Annotated in this window: 18 protein-coding genes and 1 other RNA gene; 14 read left to right on the top strand and 5 right to left on the bottom strand. The window is 65.4% G+C overall.

Going from position 1 to position 21,098, the window contains the following annotated elements; translation table 11 throughout:
- The 4 genes from smpB to ssrA all read left to right on the top strand — a co-directional run bounded on the left by smpB (position 1) and on the right by ssrA (position 2,748).
- The gene (gene smpB / locus W7U_RS15000) at positions 1 to 510 is read left to right on the top strand and encodes an SsrA-binding protein SmpB (protein ID WP_009954261.1); all 510 of its coding nucleotides are present in this window, start codon (positions 1 to 3) and stop codon (positions 508 to 510) included.
- On the top strand, positions 507 to 1,349 hold the full coding sequence (locus W7U_RS14995; protein ID WP_072501403.1) for a DMT family transporter: 843 nt from the start codon (positions 507 to 509) through the stop codon (positions 1,347 to 1,349). Before smpB ends, W7U_RS14995 begins: the two co-directional genes overlap by 4 nt.
- A gap of 19 nt (positions 1,350 to 1,368) precedes the next feature.
- The gene (locus W7U_RS14990) at positions 1,369 to 2,214 is read left to right on the top strand and encodes a maleylpyruvate isomerase family mycothiol-dependent enzyme (RefSeq protein WP_008259357.1); all 846 of its coding nucleotides are present in this window, start codon (positions 1,369 to 1,371) and stop codon (positions 2,212 to 2,214) included.
- Positions 2,215 to 2,380: 166 nt separating this feature from the next.
- Positions 2,381 to 2,748, top strand: a transfer-messenger RNA (tmRNA) gene (ssrA, locus tag W7U_RS25090).
- Positions 2,749 to 2,767: 19 nt separating this feature from the next.
- Here the strand turns inward: ssrA and W7U_RS14985 are convergent.
- The 3 genes from W7U_RS14985 to W7U_RS14975 all read right to left on the bottom strand — a co-directional run bounded on the left by W7U_RS14985 (position 2,768) and on the right by W7U_RS14975 (position 4,344).
- A complete protein-coding gene (locus tag W7U_RS14985) occupies positions 2,768 to 3,253 on the bottom strand; it encodes a hypothetical protein (protein ID WP_008259355.1) in 486 nt (161 codons plus the stop codon).
- Positions 3,254 to 3,319: 66 nt separating this feature from the next.
- Positions 3,320 to 3,781, bottom strand: coding sequence for a DUF1942 domain-containing protein (locus W7U_RS14980; RefSeq protein ID WP_008259353.1), 462 nt, complete (start codon positions 3,779 to 3,781; stop codon positions 3,320 to 3,322).
- A 122-nt stretch (positions 3,782 to 3,903) separates the two neighbouring features.
- Entirely contained in the window at positions 3,904 to 4,344 is a 441-nt protein-coding gene (locus W7U_RS14975) for a nitroreductase family deazaflavin-dependent oxidoreductase (protein ID WP_008259352.1), read from the bottom strand.
- A 216-nt stretch (positions 4,345 to 4,560) separates the two neighbouring features.
- Here W7U_RS14975 and W7U_RS14970 point away from each other — a divergent pair, with 216 nt between their 5' ends.
- Both W7U_RS14970 and W7U_RS14965 read left to right on the top strand, forming a co-directional pair.
- Positions 4,561 to 6,762, top strand: coding sequence for an acyltransferase family protein (locus tag W7U_RS14970; protein ID WP_008259350.1), 2,202 nt, complete (start codon positions 4,561 to 4,563; stop codon positions 6,760 to 6,762).
- A gap of 97 nt (positions 6,763 to 6,859) precedes the next feature.
- The gene (locus W7U_RS14965) at positions 6,860 to 9,985 is read left to right on the top strand and encodes a kelch repeat-containing protein (protein WP_008259346.1); all 3,126 of its coding nucleotides are present in this window, start codon (positions 6,860 to 6,862) and stop codon (positions 9,983 to 9,985) included.
- A 7-nt stretch (positions 9,986 to 9,992) separates the two neighbouring features.
- Here the strand turns inward: W7U_RS14965 and W7U_RS14960 are convergent, their stop codons facing one another.
- Both W7U_RS14960 and W7U_RS14955 read right to left on the bottom strand, forming a co-directional pair.
- Entirely contained in the window at positions 9,993 to 12,530 is a 2,538-nt protein-coding gene (locus tag W7U_RS14960; RefSeq protein WP_036429415.1) for an ATP-binding cassette domain-containing protein, read from the bottom strand.
- Positions 12,531 to 12,576: 46 nt separating this feature from the next.
- Entirely contained in the window at positions 12,577 to 13,527 is a 951-nt protein-coding gene (locus W7U_RS14955) for a LysR family transcriptional regulator (RefSeq protein ID WP_008259343.1), read from the bottom strand.
- Positions 13,528 to 13,623: 96 nt separating this feature from the next.
- Between W7U_RS14955 and W7U_RS14950 the strand changes: the two genes are divergently transcribed.
- The 8 genes from W7U_RS14950 (at position 13,624) to W7U_RS25655 (ending at position 21,038) form a co-directional block, all read left to right on the top strand.
- The gene (locus W7U_RS14950) at positions 13,624 to 14,907 is read left to right on the top strand and encodes an aromatic ring-hydroxylating dioxygenase subunit alpha (RefSeq protein ID WP_008259341.1); all 1,284 of its coding nucleotides are present in this window, start codon (positions 13,624 to 13,626) and stop codon (positions 14,905 to 14,907) included.
- Positions 14,904 to 15,227 (top strand): hypothetical protein, encoded by a 324-nt coding sequence (locus W7U_RS14945; RefSeq protein WP_008259339.1) that lies wholly within the window; start codon positions 14,904 to 14,906, stop codon positions 15,225 to 15,227. The genes W7U_RS14950 and W7U_RS14945 overlap by 4 nt, the downstream gene beginning before the upstream one ends.
- A 3-nt stretch (positions 15,228 to 15,230) precedes the next feature.
- Positions 15,231 to 16,061, top strand: coding sequence for a TauD/TfdA family dioxygenase (locus W7U_RS14940; RefSeq protein WP_008259338.1), 831 nt, complete (start codon positions 15,231 to 15,233; stop codon positions 16,059 to 16,061).
- The gene (locus tag W7U_RS14935) at positions 16,058 to 16,915 is read left to right on the top strand and encodes a TIGR03619 family F420-dependent LLM class oxidoreductase (protein ID WP_008259337.1); all 858 of its coding nucleotides are present in this window, start codon (positions 16,058 to 16,060) and stop codon (positions 16,913 to 16,915) included. The genes W7U_RS14940 and W7U_RS14935 overlap by 4 nt, the downstream gene beginning before the upstream one ends.
- Before the next feature lie 54 nt (positions 16,916 to 16,969).
- Entirely contained in the window at positions 16,970 to 18,496 is a 1,527-nt protein-coding gene (locus W7U_RS14930) for an adenylate/guanylate cyclase domain-containing protein (protein WP_008259336.1), read from the top strand.
- A gap of 80 nt (positions 18,497 to 18,576) precedes the next feature.
- On the top strand, positions 18,577 to 18,879 hold the full coding sequence (locus W7U_RS14925; RefSeq protein ID WP_020823299.1) for a hypothetical protein: 303 nt from the start codon (positions 18,577 to 18,579) through the stop codon (positions 18,877 to 18,879).
- Between the two features lie 9 nt (positions 18,880 to 18,888).
- Complete coding sequence (locus W7U_RS26490; RefSeq protein WP_020823298.1) at positions 18,889 to 20,739, top strand: hypothetical protein; 1,851 nt, start codon at positions 18,889 to 18,891, stop codon at positions 20,737 to 20,739.
- A gap of 8 nt (positions 20,740 to 20,747) precedes the next feature.
- Positions 20,748 to 21,038, top strand: coding sequence for a hypothetical protein (locus W7U_RS25655; protein ID WP_083212179.1), 291 nt, complete (start codon positions 20,748 to 20,750; stop codon positions 21,036 to 21,038).
- The last annotated feature ends 60 nt before the right edge of the window (positions 21,039 to 21,098 follow it).

Below are 21,098 nucleotides of genomic sequence, written 5' to 3'. Positions count from 1 at the left end.
GTGGCCAAGGGATCCGGCCGGGCCAAGGCGGCGGGCGGCAAAGGTGGCAGCAAACAAGTTGTGGCCACCAATCGCAAAGCGCGGCATAACTATTCGATCATCGAATCGTTCGAGGCCGGGGTCGCGCTGCAAGGCACCGAGGTCAAAAGCCTGCGCGAGGGCCAAGCTTCGTTAGCTGACGCCTTCGCAACGATCGACGACGGCGAAGTGTGGTTGCGCAACTTGTACATTGCGGAGTACCAGCACGGTAGCTGGACCAATCATGACCCCCGGCGCAACCGAAAGTTGTTGTTACATCGGCAACAAATCGACAGGCTGGTCGGCAAGATTCGAGATGGTAACCTCGCCTTGATGCCGCTGTCTCTGTATTTCTCCGAGGGCAAGGTCAAGGTCGAACTGGCTCTTGCGCGCGGCAAAAGGGCTTACGACAAACGCCAGGACATGGCCCAGCGCGACGCACAGCGCGAAGTGGTCCGTGAACTGGGGCGCCGAGCAAAGGGCATGACCTGATCGGGGCCGCGTACGCCCAGCTGTCAGCCGTTACGTACGGTGTCAGCGATTTTGTGGGCGGTGTCGCAGCTCGGCGGGTGGCCGCGCTGCGCGTCATGCTGGTCGCCTATCCGATCGAGACAGTTCTCCTCGGTGTGATGGCCATCTTCGTCGGTGGCCCTATTCATGTCGGGGCCGTTCTGTGGGGGACCCTCTACGGAATCGGCATGGCCTTCGGCATGTGGGCGTTCTTCGCGGCGCTCGGTTCGGGACCGATCTCCGTCGTCTCACCGCTGGCGGCCGTGCTGAACGCCGCGGTACCCGTCGCGGTGGGTATGGCTCTGGGGGAGCGGCCGGGGCAGGCGGCCCTGGTGGGTGTCGTGCTGGCCCTGGGGGCGGTGATGCTGGTCAGCCGCGAGGCCCCCGTCGAGGGGACCCCGTATCGGTTCACCCCAAAAGTGGCCTGGCTCACGGTCGTTGCGGGCTCGGCGATGGGACTGAACCTGGTGTTTCTGCACCAGGCGCCCCACGTCTGCAAGCTCTGGCCGCTGGTCTTCGCCCGGGTGGCGGCCAGCCTGGTGATCTTCGCGATGGCCGCAACCAGCCAGAACCTGAAGATGCCGCGCGGCAAGCCGTTGCGGTTGGCGGTCGCCGTTGCCGTCCTGGACATCTTCGCCAACATCACCATGCTGGCGGCCCTGCACACCTGGCTGCTGTCGCTGGCCAGCATCCTGATCTCCCTGTATCCGGCGGCGACGGTCGTTCTGGCGATGGTCGTGCTGCGGGAGCGGGTGACCCGCTGGCAGGGGATCGGGATGGTGCTCGCCATGGGGTCCGTGGCGATGATCGCGTCGGCCTGACCGGCCTACGATCCTGACCATGGCCGATCGCCCCGTCACCAAACTCGACAAGTCCACCGTCCTCACCGGCCTCTTCGCCGTTTGGGACGACCTCGACGCGCTGTTGGCGGGCCTGTCCGAGGCGCAATGGCGGGCCGCGAGTCCGCTGCCGGGCTGGGACGTCAAGGCCTTGGTGTCGCACATGATCGGCACCGAGTCCTTCCTCGCCGGCATCGCCGCGCCCCAGCCCGACATCGACGTCTCCGCGCTGGAGCACGTGCGAAACGACATCGGAGCGATGAACGAGTGCTGGGTTCGCCATCTGGGCGCCCACGCGGATGCCGATGTGCTGGAAAGCTTCCGGGCGATCACCGACGACCGGCGCGCGGCCCTGACGGCCCTGTCCGATGAGGAGTGGAACGCGGTGACGGCGACCCCAACGGGCCCGGACACTTACGGCCGGTTCATGCGGATCCGGGTGTTCGATTGCTGGATGCACGAGCAAGACATCCGCGTCGCATTGGAGCGGCCGCCCTCCGACGACGAGCTCGCCGGCCCGGCGGCCTCGCTTGCCGTCGACGAGATCGCCGCCACGATGGGCTACGTCGTGGGCAGGCTGGCCAAGGCCCCCGAGGGTTCGCGCGTCCAGTTCGAGCTCACCGGCCCGCTGGCCCGCACCATCCGGGTCAGGGTCGACGGTCGGGCCGCCGTCGTCGACAGCTTCGCGGGACAAGAGCCGACGGCGACGATCCGGCTGGACGGGCTGCAGTTCACCAGGCTCGCCGGCGGCCGGCCGATGTGCCCCGCGCGCGCCCAGGACGTCGAACTCGGTGGCGACAAAGACGTGGCCGGCCAGATCGTCGAGCACCTCAACTTTGTGATCTGATCGCTTTTCGTCGCCTTTCGCGACGAACGTCGGGTTGATGCGTTGATCTGGGGGTTTTTCGCGCAACGAGTCGACGCTCGCAGCCCGGCCGGGGAAGATAATCTCGTTGCTGCTGGTTGATAGCCAGGTACCATTGATATTCCTGCCGAAAGTCGGTGGGGTGCGAGGGGCTGAAAGGTTTCGACTTCGCGCATCGAATCAAGGGAAGCGTGCCGGTGCAGGCAACCGACCACCGTAAGCGTCGTTGCAAACAGATAAGCGCCGATTCACATCAGCGCGACTACGCTCTCGCTGCCTAAGCGACAGCTAGTCCGTCAGACCGGGAACGCCCTCGACCCGGAGCCTGGCGTCAGCTAGAGGGATCCACCGATGAGTCCGGTCGCGGGACTTATCGGGACACCAACAGCGACTGGGATCGTCATCTCGGCTTGTTCGCGTGACCGGGAGATCCGAGTAGAGGCATAGCGAACTGCGCACGGAGAAGTCTTGAGGGAATGCCGTAGGACCCGGGTTCGATTCCCGGCAGCTCCACTGAAAGCGAACTGGCCAGAGCTCACAATGTCTGTCCAGTTCTTTTTCGATCACGGTCATCGGGCTGAGTTGTCCGCGCATCCCAAATCCTCTGTGTCTCTTCACTTATCGACCGATGGTGGATTTCCTGGAAGTTCCGTCCACCCCGACGGAATGTGGCGACGACCGCGGTCGGGACATCCTGCTCCAGCACTGGCATGGGCGCCCACTCGCAGGGTCTTGTGTGCACTAGGTCGACCGCTGCAGCGGTTTCGTCGGCGTCGTAGAAGTAAGAACCCGAGATACGGCCCAACCAGAACCACCCGTCGGTGTCGCGGGTCCACACAAACGAGCCCTCGTCAACCTCGGCGAATCGGCCGACCCGACGGACAAGCCGCTCCTGTTCGCCCGAGCGATCCACGTATTGCCCGAAGCCGCACAGCGCGAGCCGTCGAGCCCGATCGATCGTGGCCTGGTGCTCGACGGCATCGTTGCGGGATCGCATCGGCGCGCGGTAGACGGCGACCATCAGGGACACCGTGCCTCGGCGCCGCAGCCGAATGGCTGACGAGCGGTCAACAGCCCGTCTGCGCCGTTAGCTCTTCCAGACGACCTTGTCGACGCCGGCGGCGTCCCGGTAGACGACGCTGTCCGGCGCCGTGCCGCCTCGAACGTCGAAGTAGAGACGCCCGGTCGCCTGGGCGCCCGGCGCGATCGGCTGGTTCGGGAGGCCGTCTACTTCATGCCCTTTCATGACCGCGTAGGTCGAGCTGTTGACGGCACGTGCGTTGAAGTCGGCAATGACCGGAGTCGCGTTACCGCGCACACCTGTGGCCGTGACGTCGGAGTACCAGATGCCGTCGTTGTGGCCGCTGGGCTGCAAGTTGTTCACGGTGTAATTGATGGCTTCTGCGCCGTTTGCACTCGGAATCTCTGCGGATTGGCCAAACGCTACGACTTGCGGATCCGCCAGCGCCGGCGACGCCATCAGAATCCCCGCCGTCGCGATGCCGGCGGCGGCCGCCGTCGTCTTCATGGCAACCTTGGAGAGCATCATGGCAAAACCCCTTCCCTAGGTCCCTGCGGTCAAGAAGCGCTAGCCGCTTGCTCGACATCCCGGGAGGTATCCAGACTCGCCGGTTTCAAACCTGCTCGGGCGAGGTCAGAGGGTGAATCGTTCTAGCCTTTCGGACTCAGGACGACCACCGGGATGGGTCGTGACGTTCGCTTCTGATACTCCACGTAGCGGTTTTGGTTGTTCTTGTTGACGATCTGCCATAGCCGCGGGTAGTCGGGGTCCTCGGGCAGCACCGGTCGCGCGGTGACAGCGAAACGCCTTGGGCCGACGTTGATCTCGACGTCGGGGTTGGCTTTCAGGTTGTGGTACCAGCCGGGGGCTTCGGGCGCGCCGCCCTTGGAGGCGACGACCAGATATTTGTCACCGTCGCGGGCATAGGTCAGCGACGTCGTGCGTCGTTTACCGGTCTTCGCGCCGACGGTATGCAGTAGCAGGCTCGGTATCCACAGCGCGCGGTGACCGATCCAGCCGTTCGTCTTTTGATACACCGCGTCGTGCACTCGCAGCAGCTGCGGAAGCACCTTTTCCTCCACGAAACTCATAGCTGTCAGTCTCGCTCGGCGGCGCCGGTATTTACCAGGGGGTTCCTCGAAGCGGGAGGCAATTCGGACGTATATCCGCACATGGCCTCGGAGATAGCTATAGTCACCTCGGACTGAAGGGGCGGTTGGGGTCAAGGGGGGTCAGACGGTAATTGGCGCAAATATTGACATAGCTGCCCCCGTCGCGATTTCGCATGTATCTACCATTCTCGAGAGTTGCCCTTCACCCAGTTGGTGACGATGGCAGACGTTGAGAGCGTCAGCCCCGTCACGCAAGCGCGGGGCCTACGTCCGCCGAAGCCGGCATTTCGCCAAGACCTCGAAGGCCTGCGTGCCGTCGCGGTGTTGGCCGTCGTGCTCTTTCATGCCGGCGTGCCCGGTGTGGGCGGTGGGTTCACCGGCGTGGACGTGTTCTTCGTCATCTCGGGATTCCTCATCACCGGAATGCTTTACCGCGAGGTAAGCACTGCGGGCACCGTCCGGCTGGGCCGCTTCTACGGGGCGCGAGCCCGCCGGCTGCTGCCGGCATCGGCTGCGGTGGGCGTTGTCACCGCGATCGCCTCGGCGATCCTGTTACCCCCGTTGCAAGCCGAGGGCGTCATCGGTGACGGCATCGCCAGCGCGCTGTACATCGGCAACTACTGGTTCGTCTTCCACGGGATCGACTACCAACTTGCCTACACGCCGCCGTCGCCGTTCCAGCACTACTGGTCACTGGGCGTAGAGGAGCAGTTCTACCTGGTGTGGCCGGCCGTCATCATCGGTACGGCCTGGGCCATCCGGCGGCGGCGTCGGCGCGCCACGGGCGTGTCGTCCGAGCGTCCTTATGTCCTGGCCCTTGCGCTGGTCGCGGTCCTGTCGTTTGCCGCGTCGCTGCTGGCCACTCCGATCGTGCCTTCCGTCGCGTTCTTTTCACTGCCCACCCGGGCGTGGGAGTTGGCCGTGGGCGGCCTGGTGGCCCTGACGACCACCCAGTGGCGCCGGCTCGCGGCGCTGCCTGCGGCGATCGCCGGATGGGCAGGCCTGGCACTGATCCTGCTGGGTTGCACGGTCTTGAGCGTGACCACGCCCTACCCGGGCACGGCCGCCCTGCTGCCCGTGCTCGGCACCGCACTCGTGATCGGCGCTGGCTGCCTCCACCCCACTCGAGGGTGTGGGCACCTTTTGGCGTGGTCGCCGATCGGAGCCATCGGCCGAATTTCGTATTCGTGGTATCTCTGGCACTGGCCCGTGTTGTTGCTCGCGCCGCCGTTGCTGGGCCATCCGCTGGGACTGGTGGGCAGGCTGGCGACGGTCGCGATATCCGGCGGCCTGGCCGTGCTCACCCTGCGCTTCATCGAAAACCCGCTCCGCTTCGCCCCTTTCGTGCGCCGGTCCGCGTTCCGCAGCCTGTTGCTCGGTGGTGGTGCGACCGCGGTGGCGGTATGCGTGGGCGCGGCGTTGCTGGTGGCGATCCCCGCCCCCGTCGGTCACGGTGCCCCGGCGGCGGCGCTGAAAGTCACCGGGCCGATACCACCGGCGGGTGACAGCCTCGACGCGTACGACGCGGCGGTGCAGTACGCGTTTGCGCAAGTGCAGACGATGGTCGCGGTGTCCGCCGACCTCAAGGCGGTTCCGTCGAATCTCGACCCATCGATCGGCGCTGCTTCAGCCGAAAACCCGATCGCCTACTTCAAGGGTTGCTTGCGCAATTTTTTGGAGGCCGATCAGCCCGAGTGCATCAGCGGCGACAGGGCGTCGAAGACCGGCGTCGCCCTGGTCGGTGACTCGACCGCAGCGATGTGGATCCCTGCATTCCAGCAGGTCACCGGGCGGCGGCACTGGCGGCTGGAAGCCCTGACCAAGGGCGGCTGCCCGATGCTGGACCTGCCCATCATCAACCCGTTCCTGCGCCGGGAATTCACCGAGTGCGACAAGTGGCGCGATCTGGTCGTCGCCCGCCTGCGCAACCAGCATCCACAGTTGGTCGTGTTGAGCCTGTGGCGCAAATACGGTGACCGTTACGACTTTCCGGCCGGTGTCACGTCATACGACTCGGCCTGGCTCGGCAGCCTGACCCGACTCGTCCAGCAGCTGCGCGGTACCGGTGCCAAGGTGCTGGTGCTCGGGCCGGCCCCGGATCCGCACGCATTGGTGCCGACCTGCCTGTCCGGTCACCTCGATGACGCGACGGCCTGCGCGCCGCCGAGATCGACGGCGGTGAACGATCCGGGCATCGCCGCCGAGGCGGCGGCCACCAAAGCGGGCGGCGGACAGTACGCCGACCTCACCGAGCTGTTCTGCACCTTGGACCGATGCCCGGTCATCGTCGGCAACACCGTGGTGTTCCACGACGCCAATCATCTGACGTTCGAATACGCCCGGGAACTGGCGCCGGTGATGGGCGCGCTGGCCGATCGCGCGCTGCTCCCCGGCTGAGCTTTGCGACGATCCTCACCGGAACCGTTCAGCCGGTGCGCTCATGTTCGCTACCCTTAACTCGATCATCAGTTGCCTGGGAAGTTGAGGCCACGAAATGGCTGAAAGACCCAAGGCTCGCCCCCGGGCGCCGGGACCGAGCGACATCGTCGCGGAGTTGGCTGCCGCCGGATTCGACAACGCGCGCCAGATCGCTCGAGGCGCCGCCGGAGTGGTGTATCGCTGTCGCGAGACTGCGCTGGGTCGCAACGTCGCCATCAAGGTGTTGCCGACCTTCGGCGACGACGAGAGTCGCGAACGATTTCTCCGCGAGGGCTACGCCATGGGCGGCCTGTCGGGCCATCCGAACATCGTCAACATTCTGCGCGTCGGCGTCACCGCGGGCGGCCGGCCTTACATCGTGATGTCGTACTGCGCCGCCGGTTCCCTGGGCCTGCGGGTGCAGCGAGAGGGGCCGATCGCCTGGCCCGAAGCGATGCGGATCGGTGTGAAATTGTGCGGGGCGCTCGAAACCGCTCACCTGACAGGAACTTTGCACCGCGATATCAAGCCCGCGAACGTTCTCGTCAACGATTACGGCGAACCGCAGCTCACCGATTTCGGGACGGCGCACGTCGCTGGAGGCTATGAAACGGCGTCCGGGTTGTTTTCCGGCACAGTCGATTTCCTCGCGCCCGAGGTCATGACCGGCGATCCGGCGACGGTCGAGACGGATGTTTATTCGCTCGGTGCCACACTCTATGCGCTCATCGCCGGCAACGCCGCATACGAGCGCCGCAGCGGCGAAGACCTCCTCGCGCAGTACACCCGGATCAAAAGCACGCGGGTCCCGGACCTGCGCCCCAATGGGATCCCCGACGCGGTCTGTTCGGCGATCGAAAAAGCGATGCGGTTCGATCCCGCCGAACGGCCGGCGTCAGCGGCGGAGTTCGGCCGCGAATTGCAGGAGAGCCTGCGCCGCAACGGATTAAAGCCCGATTCCATGGCGATTACCGCCGCGGGTGCGGGTTCGGGGCGCATCGCGCGGCCGGTGCCGAGACCGCCGAGGATCGCCAAACCGGGCCCACGGATCGCCGGCCCGGAAAGCGCCACCTCGCTGATGAATGCGCTGGGAGATCGCCCCGCCTCGACGCCACCGCATCCGCCGTCACGGCCGCCCGGTCGCCAACAGCCGGGCCGCGCAGCCGCCATCTCGCGCGGCTCAAACACGTCCGAGCCCACCCAGGTGATCCCCGAACAGACAAGTGTCACCGACGCGATCGCGCCGACGAGTCCTGCCGACCGTGTTCCGGATACGCCGCGCGGATTGGCGACCGGCGCGGTGGCGTGGCCGAAACCGTCGAAAGCGAAGCGAAGCCGCGCCACCGCGGCGCTGATCGCCGTCGCGATCGTGGTGGCCGTGTTGGTGCTGGGCAGCGGCGTCTACGTGCTGCTGACGCACGGCAAGCGGCACCCCCAGGCCGCCGCGAGCCAGCCGAGCCAGGCGTCGGTGAAGTGGCAGCCGATCACGAACGCGCGCATCGCACGCGACGCGGCGGCAACCACCCAGGCCGATGGCACGATCTGGATATTCGGCGGAATCGGCAGCAACCACGCCGTCGTCGCAAACCACGAGGGGTATGACCCCGTCATCGACAGCTGGAAGAGCGGCGACGATCTCCCGGTCCCGGTTCAACAGGCCATGGCCGTGACGTGGCAGGGAAACCCGATCGTGCTCGGCGGCTGGCGCGCCGCGGGCGCGCAAAAGGTTGCCAGCGACCAGGTTTGGCGCGTGGTCAACAGCCACTGGGTGGAGCTGCCCCACCTGTTGCAGCCCCGCGCGGCAGCGGCGGCGGCCGTGGTGGGCGACCGCATCATCGTCACCGGCGGCGTCGACGCCAACGGAGCGCTGCTGAACTCCACCGAGATCTTCGACGGCAACGCCTGGACCCTCGGCACCCCCATCCCGACCCCGCGACAGATGCTGGCTGCGGCCTCGGACGGGAAACTGGTGTACACGGTCGGCGGGACCAACGGGAACGCCGACCTGGTAGCGGTCGAGGCGTACGACCCGGCCGCGAAAACCTGGATGAAATTGCCCGACCTTCCCCACCCTCGCAGTGACCTTGGCGTGGCGATCGCGGACCGGCGCCTGGTCGCCGCCGGGGGTCAGTCGGCGGGGCAAGTCCTCAAGAGCGTGGCGGTGTTCGATCTGTCGACGAAGACGTGGGATGGCTTGCCGGACATGGGGACTGCGCGCCACGGCATGGCGGTCGATGCGGTGGGGAAGTCCATCTACGCCGTCGGGGGGTCGACGGCCGTCGGTGACGACCAGGTGACCGCGACGGCCGAGGCGTTGCAACTGCCGCCACGCCTGGCCCAGCCGGAAGCGCAGTGGCGTTCGCTACCGGACGCGCCGACACCCCGGCTGATGACGGCGTGGACCGTGCTGGGCGACAAGATCTGGATCATGGGCGGACTGCGCGACGGAGTCGCACTCCAGACGGTCGAGAGTTACGACCCGCGCACCGGCGCCTGGCAAGCCCAACCCCCGCTGCCCGTCCCGCTCCACCACGCCGCCGCGGCCACGTATCGCAACGAGGTGGTGGTCCTCGGCGGCGCCAGCGGCGACCTCACGCAGGCGTCCACCAAGGTGTTCGCGTTGCGCGGCGGCAATTGGGTGGAGCTGGCCGGCCTCAGCCACGCGCGGGCGGCACCGGCGGCCGCGGTGGTCGGTGACAAGCTCGTCGTCGCCGGCGGACAGAACGCCAAGCAGCTCGTCGGCCAGACCGAGGTCTTCGACGGCAGCTCGTGGCGCGACGCGGCCAACATGCCCACCCCGCGCGAGCACTTGGCCGCGGCGTCCGACGGCACCTACATGTACGCGGTCGGCGGGAGGTTCTTGTCCGCCGACAAGAACTCCGCGGCGTTCGAACGGTTCGATCCCCAAGCAGGGACCTGGACCAAGTTGGTCGACATGCCAACTCCGCGTGGAAGTTACGGCGCCGCGTTCATCGATGGCCGAATCGTGGCGGTCGGTGGTGAGGAACCAACCCAGGTGTTGGGAGTGGCGGAAATGTACGACATCGCCAATGCGAAGTGGTCCACGCTGCCCCCGCTGCCGACGCCGCGTCACGCTGAGGCGGTCGCGGCGCTGGGCAACACCGTGTACTGCATTGGCGGTGCAAACCGGCCCACCCATGAGGGCCCCGTCGCGACGGTCGAGGCTTTGGACTTCGTCTAGCGACGGATCAATGGCGCTTGAGCCGGCTGCGCCACCCCACGATTCCCGCGTACACGACCGTCAGCAACACCAGCATGCCGACGTCGAACAGCCATGTCCCCGCCGTGTGTTTGAAGTGGCGGTCTTTCGGGGCGAGCGGCCCGGGCTCGATCGTCCACAAGTCGACCGTCGAAGCCTGCGCCGCATACCCCCAACGGGAGGGGACCGCCCAGGACATCTGATCCAGCCCGATCCGGTCGGTGACCGGGACCATCCCACCGCAGAGCACCAGCTGCAACATGAGCGACACCACCAGGAGCGGCATGATCTGCTCGTTCGAGCGCGCCAGCGAGGACAGGACCAGGCCGATCATCGCCGCGGCCACGCACATGGCGGCGGTGGCGACGTACAGCTCGAGTGTGGCGCTGCCAAGGAGCAGGGCCGGCCGGGTCGGCGCGCCTTTCCCCAGAATGGTGATGGTGGTCGCGATCGTCGACTGGACGATGGCGAACACGAAGAAGACCGCCATCTTCGCGAGCAGATAGGCCTTGGTCGACAGGCCGACCGCCTGTTCGCGGCGAAAGATCGGGCGCTCGCCGATGAGATCGCGGATCGTCAGCGCGGTGCCCATGAAGACGGCGGCCATAGTCAGCAACATCAACACCGATCCGGGCTCGTCGGACCCGTCGCCGTTCGGATCGGCCACGCGGAATCCCGTCGAGCCGGGAACGGTCAGCGCCAGCGCGCCCATCACGAACGGCAACAGCGCCAGGAAGATGAAGTAGGCGCGATCGGCGACGATCAGCCGGACCTGGCGGCGGGCGATCGTCGAGAATTGACGCCAGGTGCTGGAGCGCGCCGGAGCGCCGAGATCGGCCGGCTTGTCCGCGTCGGATACAGGAGGCGGCGGTTTGGCTTGGGCCAGGAATCGACGGTTGGCTTCGTCGGGGTCCGCGCCCACCATTCCAAAGATCTTGGCCCAGTTGGTGGTTCCCATGGTCGCTTCGATGTCGCCGGGTGGGCCGCAGTAGGCGGTCTTGCCGCCCGGCGCCATCAGCAACACCTGGTCGCACAGATCGAGGTAGCTCAGCGAGTGCGTCACCACCAGCACGACGCGGCCGGCGTCGGCCAGCTGCCGAAGCATCGTCATGACCTGCAGGTCCAATGCGGGGTCCAGGCCCGACGTGGGCTCGTCGAGGATCAGCAGCGACGGCCCGGTGAGCAGTTCCAGGGCCACCGAGGCGCGCTTGCGCTGCCCGCCGGACAGCTTGTCGACTCGCGTGTCGGCGTGCTTGGTCAAGCCGAGTTCCTCGATGACCTGCGCGACGACCTGCGCGCGGTCGGACTTGCTGGTGTCGGTCGGCAGCCGCAACTCGGCCGCGTAGTTCAGCGCCTGGGTCACCGTGAGCTGGCGGTGCACGACGTCGTCCTGGGGCACCATCCCGATCCGGCTGCGCAACGACGCGAACTGGGCGTGGATGTCGTGGCCCTCGAAGGTGATCGAGCCCGAGGTCGGACAGGTGGCGCCGGCGATCAGCCGGGACAACGTGCTCTTGCCCGCTCCCGACCCACCGATGAGCGCGGTCAGCGTCCCGGGCCGCGCCGTCAGGGACACCTTTTGGATCAGGCGCTTGTTGTCGACGTGAAAGTCGACCTCCCGCACTTCCAGCCCGCCGGTGCGGGTGGCGGCTTCGGCGCGGCGCAGCAGGATTTCACCGTTGAAAACCAGGTCGACGTTGCCGATCGTGACCACGTCACCGTCGGTGAGCGGTGCCGACAAGATGCGGGTGCCGTTGACGAAAGTCCCGTTGATGCTTTGCGCGTCGTGGATCTCCATGCCGGTGGGGCCCGGCACCAAGTAGGCATGATGGCGCGACGCCAAGACGTCCGAGATGACGATGTCGCTGTCTTCCGCGCGGCCGATGACCGCCGCCCCCGCGGGGGGCGCGCCGAGCCTCGAACGTGACCGCTGCACGGCGCGCCGCAGGTTGGCGCTGTCGAAGCCCGAGGCTTCAAGGGTCTGTGCCCCGATCTCGGTGAGCGGCTGGAGCCCCGCCGGCTGCGGCGCCGGGTGGGGAGCGCGCGGGGGCTGGCCGGCGGGCGGGTAGCGCGGCGGGGCGGGTTGCGGTCGCGCGATGCGGGGCGGCGGGACGCCGGGCCGCCGTGGCGGTTCCGGACGGGCGGTCTTCGGGGCGCCCGGCGGCGCGATCACCGGCACCGCCTCCAGGGTGGGCGGTAGTTGGCCCACCGCCCCGTCGTGCCGGCCGATCCCAAAGCTCAGACGCGGCCCGTCGGGCCGGGCGAGGTTGAGGCTCTGGCGATCGTGGATGTCGACGGCCCGTACCCGGTGACCATTGACGAAAACGCCGGAGGGCGAACCGTTGTCGATCGCGATCCATTTGGCCCCGTCGAAGCGCAGCAGGAGGTGGGCGCGGGCGATCAGCGGATGGGCGACGCGCATGTCGGCGCGGAGGTCACTCCCGACCACGATGTCGTGGCCCGGCGCGAAACTGCGCTGTGACCACTCCGATTGAACCGTCAGCACGGGCGGTGCAGGCCTACTCATCACCTAAGTATTGGACTCGCCGCCAGCAAACGCTCACTTTTTCGCTTTATAGGTGCAGACGGCCGGTTTTGCCGCCTGCGCTTCGCGCGGTGTTCTCGGTGATGATGTCGCACGCCGTCTCGTAGAACGCGCTGATCAACGTGGAGAACGAGAGCTGGAAGGGATGGATCATGTAGACGTCAAGCTGCTCGAGGCGCCATTCGGGCAGCACCGGCACGATGCTGCCGTCCCGCAACTCGGAGGTGACGATGATCTGGCTCGGCATCGCACCGACACCGAGCCCGTTGAGGATGTACTGCTTGCACACCTGAAAATTGTTGGCTCGCGCCCGAACCATCGGCGAGAGCTCATGGCGCCGCTTGTTCTTGGCGACGGTGAGCCTGCGCGGTCCCTCGCTGACTCCGCAGTCGATGAACGGCACGGTATCCAATTGGGTGGGAGCGGTGATGGGTTCGGGTAGTTCCCGTATGAACTCCGGTGATGCACAAAGGAACAGTTCGAGGCTGAAGACCTTGCGCGCGATCAGCGTCGAGTCCTGCAGCGGCCCCGTCCCGAAAACCACGTCGAACCCGTCGTGGACGGGATGAACGACGTTGTCCACCAAGCGGATATCCAGCCGCGACTGGGGATATTGCTTCAGGAATTTGGCGCCGACTCGCGATGCGTAGTCGATGCCGACAAAGACCGGGATGGCAACGCGCAACTCACCCTGCGGCTCGAGCTTGCTGCCTTCCACCAGCGCCCGCACCCCGTTGGCCTCGGCCAAGATGTTCACGCCGTGGCTGTAGATCTTCTCGCCAAGGTCGGTGACGGTGAGCTGGTGCGTGTTCTTGCGCAGCAGCTTGATCCCGAGGTCCGCCTCGAGCTTGCTGAGCTTGCGGCTGACGGTGGACTTGGGCATGCCCAGCAGCGCGGCCGCCTTCGACAGGCTGCGGCACTCGACCACCTTGCCAAATACGAGCAAGGCATCGAGGTCGAACGGCAGGTTCTGCTCCACGTGGTGTTCCAAAATTGCAACAGGGTGTTGCAATTGAAGGCCTATTTGCGCATTTGGTCAAGTGCTACCTTCGGCCGAGAGGCGGAGGAGGGCCCGATGAGTCAGGACGTCTTGGTGACGAAGCCGTCGAGCGGGCACTGGACGGATGCCTATCCCGAATTGGGCCGTGGCCCAGTGTCACTCGAGGACTGTGTCTCAGAAGAGTTCTACGAGAAGGAACGCGAGCACGTCTTCAAAAAAACCTGGCTCTACGTCGGACGGGTTGAGCGGGTGCCGAAGTCGGGAAGCTACTTCACCCGCGAGCTGAGATTCCTCGACACGTCGATCATCATCGTTCGCGGCAAGGACGACGTGATCCGCGCCTTCCACAACATCTGTCCGCACCGCGGCAACAAGATGCTGTGGGAAGACGACCCGTTCGAAGAGGTGCAAGGTCGCGCCCCGGTGCTGTACTGCCGATTCCACGGCTGGCGCTACAAGCTCGACGGTTCGCTGCACGCGGCCACCCGCAAGGATCTGCTGCTCGACTTCGACGCCGAGAGCTGTCGGGTGCCGGCGATCCAATGCGAGGTGTGGGAGGGGTTCATCTTCGTCAACCTCGACCCGCACAACACCGAGCCGCTGCGGTCCTACCTCGGCGAGCTGGCCCACGGCATCGAAGGGTATCCGTTTGCGGGGCCACACCAGGTGTATCGGTTCAAAGTCGAATTGCAGTGCAACTGGAAGATTTTCGTCGACGGATTCGCCGAAAGTTACCACGGGCCGTATCTGCACGCGTCCTCGTTCGGCGCCCTCACCGCGGAGGCGCGAGACGCCTTCGACCAGCCGAACCCGTTCACCGACGCGCTGGCCTACCGGCTCAAGGGTCCGCACCGGATGTTTTCCTTCGCCGGCGAGCCGTCGCAGAAGACGCCGTACTCCAAGCCCATTGAATGCGTGATGGAGGCGAGCGCGGCCGGGCCGTGGAACAAGCGGACCGATCGCGGCCCGATGCCGCCTGGGCTCAATCCGACTCGTTCTGAGAAGTACGGCTTCGATTCGTTCCAGTTCTTCCCCAACTTCGTGCTGATCTTCGGTTCGTCCGGTTTCAGTACGCACACGCACTGGCCGACGGGCCCGCACTCGCACATCTTCGAAGTCGAGATGTTCTACCAGCCGCCCAAGACGCACAAAGAACGGCTGGGCCAAGAGCTCACCGTTACCTTCCTCAACGACATCATCCTGGAAGACGCGAGCCCGTCGGAAGGGTTGCAGGCGATGCTGAACAGCGGTGCGCTCACGCATTTCACGATGAATGACGAGGAGATCCTGCTGCGTCACCTGCACAAGGTGGTGGGCGATTATGTGGCGGCCGGCGAGAAGGCGAAGGCCGGCCGATGAATGCCCTTTTGCCGCACGAGTTCTCGCAACTTGAGCACCTGGTGCCCGAATGGGCCATCGAGGATGGGCACGAGCGCTACGTGAAGCGTGTGAACAGCTCCATGGCCGAGATCCAGGCGTTCTACGACGAGGTTTTTCCGCACGCCGAGGAGGCGGTCGCCTACATCGACAAGTTCGACTATTCCGAGCCGCTGCCCGAGGACGTCGCGAACCTGCGCAATCTGCTCTACTCGCTGATCACGGTCTCGTTGGCGGTGGAGTTGTGGAGACAGCCGCGGGTAAAGCATTCGGCGAAGACCATTCTCACGAGATTGAGCTGACGCATGGGACTGTCCACCACACGACTCGACGTCATCGACTGCACGCCGTTGATCGGCAGCGAGATCAAGACCGATTTCGACACGCTGCTCAGTGGTCGCGAAGCCGAGGCGATCCGCGCGATCCTCGAGCAGCGCGGGGTGGTCTTCTTTCGCGGACTGCAGATCAGCGACGAACAGCAGGTCACCATCGCGAAAACCCTTGGCAGCATTGTGCAGAACGAGGGTGAGGGCGGGATCTACAAGATCTCGCTCGACACGAACGTCAATCAGCGCGCCGAGTACCTGAAAGGCTCGCTGTTCTGGCATTTCGACGGCTCGCTGCAGCCCTATCCGAATCTGGCCACGCTGTTGCGCGCCATGAAATTGTCCGACTCCGGCGGTCAGACCGAGTTCTGCAACACCTACGCGGCCTACGAGGAGCTGCCGGAGGCCGACAAGGCGGCGATCGCCGGCCTTCGGGTGGTGCACAGCGCGGAGCGCTCGCAGTACTACGTGCGACCCGAGATGAGCTACGAGGAGATCGCGTTCTGGCAGAAATCGCCTACGAAATCGTGTCCCATGGTGTGGACTCACCGATCGGGGCGCAAGTCGTTGTTGCTCGGTGCGACGGCGGATTACGTGGTCGACCTGCCGGTGGAAGAAAGCCGCGCATTGCTTGCGCGCCTTCGTGACTGGGCGACTCAACCGCGCTACGTCTACCGCCACGAGTGGCAGCTGGGCGACCTGCTCATATGGGACAACACCGGGACCATGCACCGGGCGCTGCCGTATGCCGCTGACAGCGGCCGGCTCATGCACCGCACGGTCCTTGCCGGTGAAGAGCCGCTGGATTGAAACTCGGCATCGCGACACCCGTCGTCACGAACGTCGCCGGCGCGGCGTTGACGTGGGAGAAGACGGCCACCATCGGAGACATCGGTCGCGTCGCCGAGACGGCGGACGGTCTTGGCTATCACCACCTCACCTGCAGCGAGCACATCGGCATTCCGTCGACCGAGGCCGCCCGCCGCGGCTCCCGGTACTGGGACCCGCTGGCCACGCTCGGCTACGTGTCGGCGCGCACCAGCCGGATTCGGCTCGTCACGATGACCCTGGTGCTTGGCTATCACCACCCGCTCGCGATCGTAAAGCGTTATGGCACATTGGATCACGTCAGCGGCGGCCGGGTGATCCTGGGCGTCGGCGTCGGGAGCCTCAGGGAGGAATTCGACCTGCTGGGCGCGCCGTTCGACGACCGCGGTGCTCGTGCCGACGACGCCCTGAAGGCGCTGCGGGCGGCCTTGCCCACCAACGAGCCGGTGTATGACGGCGAGTACTACTCGTTCGGTGGGCTCACCATCGATCCCTGTGCGCTGCAGCCACATATGCCGATCTGGGTCGGCGGGCGCACCAAGCGGTCGTTGCGCCGTGCGCTCACGCTCGCCGACGGCTGGTGTCCGTACTACGTGTCCATCGCCACCGCCGCCGAGTGGCTGCGGGCGCGAGAGCTGCCGGACGGCTTCGAGGTCGTCTTGCCCGCCGACCAGCCACTGGACCCGGTGGGTGAACCGGCGAAAACCGAAGACGCGCTGCACACCATCGCCGCCGCCGGGACCACCACGTTGTCGGCCAGGTTCATCCACCATTCGCTCGAGCACTACCTCGAACAGATTCACGCGCTGGCAGAGTTGCACGGCAAAACGTTCTGACCGGGCAGCATCAGAACGGCCGCACCGCAGATCGCGGGAGTCTAATCTCCTCGCATGGACCGCATCTGGCAGTGGGCGTGGGATCGGTACGGGGCGAGGTACACCTGGGCGGGCGGCGTGATCGCATTCGTCATCTCGGTGCCGATCTACCTCACCCTTGTCTCGTATCCGATCGTCGTGTTCGAAAGGTCCGATCGCTACGTTGCAGCGACGGCAGCCACCGTGGTGGCCGCGCTTCTGCTCGCATGCATCATGGTTCTACCGGATCACCGATGGGCACGGCTCGCGGAGCAGTGGGCAGCGGGTCGTCGCGAGGTCGATCGAGCGGCCGCCCTGGAGGGCACCTATATCTTTTCCCGCAGGGCGACTTCCCGCACGATGTGGGCCGCCGCTGTCTGGGCTGCCGCGTTGTCGGTCGTCGTCGGTGTGATCGCCGGAGCGAGTTGGTTGCGGCTACTCCAATACGGGAGCGTGGCTGCGACCATTGCATTAGCGGTCCAGTTGGTCGCGCTTCACAACAGCATCGAGGCGGCATGGCGGCCCGCCAGGGTCGCCCTCGCCAATGACACTGGGGTCGGTGACTCACTGCCGCGCTCTCGCCCGACTTTCGCCGCGCGATCGAACGTGTCCATGGTCGCTGTCGCGTTTGCCTATGCTGTCGGCGGCGCGTTGCTTGCCGCAGCGTCGAATCGAATCAGTGATGCTCCCATCGTTTCCCTCGTGATCGGCGGCGCGTTAGCCCTTGTATTCGCCATACCGGTCTCCGTCGGCCTTGGATTCTCGAGGTCTTTGCAACCCATCCGCGACCTCGCCGAGGGCGCCGAACGCGTTGCGGCAGGCGACTATAGCCAGCGCCTACCCGTCGTCCAGGACGACGACCTCGGCGCCCCGGCCGCGTCGTTCAACCGCATGCAGGCGGGTTTGGCTGAGCGGCAACGACTTCAGGGCGCTTTCGGCACCTACGTCGACCCGGCGCTGGCGGCGCGGCTGCTCGAACAGGGTGACGACGTGTTTACCGGTGAGCGCCGCGAGGTGACCGTGATGTTCATCGACATTCGCGATTTCACCCCGTTCGCCGAAGCCAATACCGCCGAGGATACCGTCGCCCGGCTCAACTCGCTGTTCGCGATCGTCGTGCCCGCCGTCGTTCAGGCCGGTGGGCACGTCAACAAGTTCCTTGGCGACGGAGCCCTCGCCGTCTTCGGCGCACCGAACGACCTTGCGGCACATGCCAATGCCGCGGTGCATGTCGCTGTCGGGATCCAGCGGCTCGTTTCGGAGCGCTTCGACGGAGCACTGCGGATCGGCATCGGGATCAACACCGGGGTGGTAATTGCCGGCACCATCGGCGGGGGAGGCAAGCTCGAATTCACGCTGATCGGTGACACCGTCAACGTAGCCGCGCGCGTCGAGCAGCTAACCAAGACGACGGGCGACGCGATCCTGCTCACCGAGTCGTGCGTCGATGCGCTGGCTTCTCGACCTGTCGGCCTCGTCGATCGGGGGCCCCATGCCCTCAAGGGCAAATCCGCAGCGGTGCAGGTCTTCACGCTGGAAGAAAGCAGCTGGTCAGCGCCTTGACCCGCAAGAGGTGAAGTGCGCGGTCCTACGCAGCAAATTAAGATTCGGAGCGCAATCCCGGCGAGCCGTAGGAGACATTCGTGGCAAATGGATTGAAGGTCGATCCCGCCGCACTGCACGTCGGCAGCAACGACATGTTCAACGCGATCGGCGAGGCCGCGTTGGATTTCTTCAGTCATGAGGACGGCCTGGCGGCGGCCGCGCCCGGCTGGATCGGATCCTCGGAGCTGGCGCTGGGTGAGCTCGCGGCGCGCTGGCAGGCCCGCCACGACCACCACCAGCTGCAGGTGGACGGCCTGGGGTCGCACGTCGCCGAGGCGATGCTCGGCTACCTCACCAACGAGGACGAGTCGGCGCGAGCTTTTCGGTCGGTGCGGGAGTAGGGGTCACGGGTGGGGCAGCTGACCCCCAATGACGTCAAGCGTTGGGATCTCGGCGCGATCCAGAAGGTGTTCGAGACCGCGAACGGACGCGCCAACACCTTGCAGCAGTTGGGGGAGAACCTCCAGCAGGTGCATAACGTTCTCAGCGGCTGGCAGGGAGAAGCCGGAGAGGCGTTTCGCGCTGACCTCGGTAAGGCTCGACGTGACATCGAGGCCGACGGTCAGGAGTCCCGGCAGGTAGCCGCGGCGGTGGCACGCGCCGAGGGCGATGTGCGCGCATGCAAGCGCGACCTCGAGGACATCGAGCGGGCCGCTGAGGCCAATGGCTGGACCATCACGCCGGACTGGCGAATTGACGTTGGCGACACGTGGATTGGGCGCGATCCCATAGAATTTGCCGCCCAGCAGCAGCTGCTGCAGGATCAGCTCATTGCGTTGAACGTGCATGCCCACAGCGCCGACCACGAGCTTGCCACCGCCGTCCGCTTTGCCGTGGGCGAAGTCCCGCTGGATACCGGCGGTCATGCACCAAGTGGTGGCGCACCGCCGCAAGGTCCGCCCAATCCGGCAGCAGGGCGCAAGCCACGGACGTGGCAAGACATGTTGTTGCCCGATGGCCCGGCAGACGCTGGGCCGGACGGTGCCTCGCCGAAGGGCCCGCCTGTTCCCGCCGGCGCCGTTGGCAAGCCCCTGTCGCTGCAAGACATGCTGTTGCCGGCTGGACCTGCCGGACCCGGGCGCGGCGGTGTCCCGCCGCCGCGGCTGAACCCAGCAGATGTCGAGAGCTTCAAGTCGATGGCGCGCCAGACCATGACTCGCGACGGTGTGCCGCCGAATCAGATCGAGGCGCGGCTGAATGACGTTGTGAGCCAGACACAGCAGTGGATCGACAACGGGATGCCCAACTACGTTCCACCCGAGCCGAAGGCCCCGCCGCCACCGGGATTCTCCGAAGGATTTAGTGACCGTTGGTTCGCTACCGAGCAGGGGATCAAAAACCTTTTCGGGCAGGGAGGCCCCGGAGCTCCAAGTGTGCTCAAGTCATGGGAGCAGATGCTCAAAGGCACCGCCGAAACGGCCCTGAACCCCGTGGGCACTGGACTCACGGAAATCAAGAGCGCAATAGACTCCCCAAGCCTCGCTTACTATTTGGGCGGCAAGACCTCCGACGCCGCCACCACGCTGCCCACGATGCTCTTCGGTGGCGAAGGAGCGGCCGTCGTACGTGCGGGGGAATTGGCCGACCTCGACGCCGCCGCCACTGTCCCACACGACTTCGTCGGCAGCCATCCGCCGATAGGTGCTGGCGATCACCTTCCCGCCGCAATTGGTGAGCACCACGATCCCTTTGTGGCCGACCATTCCATCCTGGACGGTAACCATGGTGATGGCCCTTACCCAATGGACAGTGCGGGTCACTATCTGCCCGGAAGTCTGCCGTCGTACGAACAGCTTCTAGAAATCACGACCACACAGCCAAATACCGCATATTACTGGTCGGGCAGAACTGCCGACGGGATCGGAGTTGGTCCCGATGGCTCAGGGGTAGCGGAACTGATCGCTCATGGAACTGGGGGCAGGACGTTAGAAATGACGCTTGCGGACAACGGGATTGATCCGCTCCCAGTCTGGAATCGCCATGATCCGGTATCGGTACAGTTCTGGGACGATGCTTCGACGGCATACGCGGAAAACGCGCAAGGAGAAGTTACCGCAATCATTGGTTCCAACTTGCGCCCAGGCAACGTCTGGCAAAATATTGAGATACCTCGACTGATGGAAAACCTTAATATAAGCCGCATTGTGCAGATCGATCCAGACACAGGGGAAGCAGTAACGATTTTTGAGAGGCATGGGTGAGGTGGACCTTGGAGAATGACGGTATCGACATCAATGAAGCGATTGTTCTATATTTGCGCCGTTACCCCGGTAGCAATGGAGTTGAGTTCGAGGAGCATTTCGGATCAAGGGCTACGGTTGCAAATGAGAGGGTGCATGCGATTCTTAACGAAGCGATGAGGGTGGAACCTGACTGGAATCGCATGAGCCTCAATGAGGCTGGGGACTATGTCGAAGCTGTGATGCACGAAAGGCATCCGACTCTCACGAAACAGTCACTCACGGCTATCGGCAACTTTTACACCTTTCAGATGCGTTGAGTTTGAACCCGGAGTCAAAAGTAGTGGGCAGCGACCGCATGCGAAGATGGCGTAAACGGG

Source organism: Mycobacterium sp. H4Y (assembly GCF_000364405.1).
Taxonomy (GTDB): Bacteria; Actinomycetota; Actinomycetes; order Mycobacteriales; family Mycobacteriaceae; genus Mycobacterium; species Mycobacterium intracellulare.
This window is presented reverse-complemented; position numbering and strand designations above follow the sequence as displayed.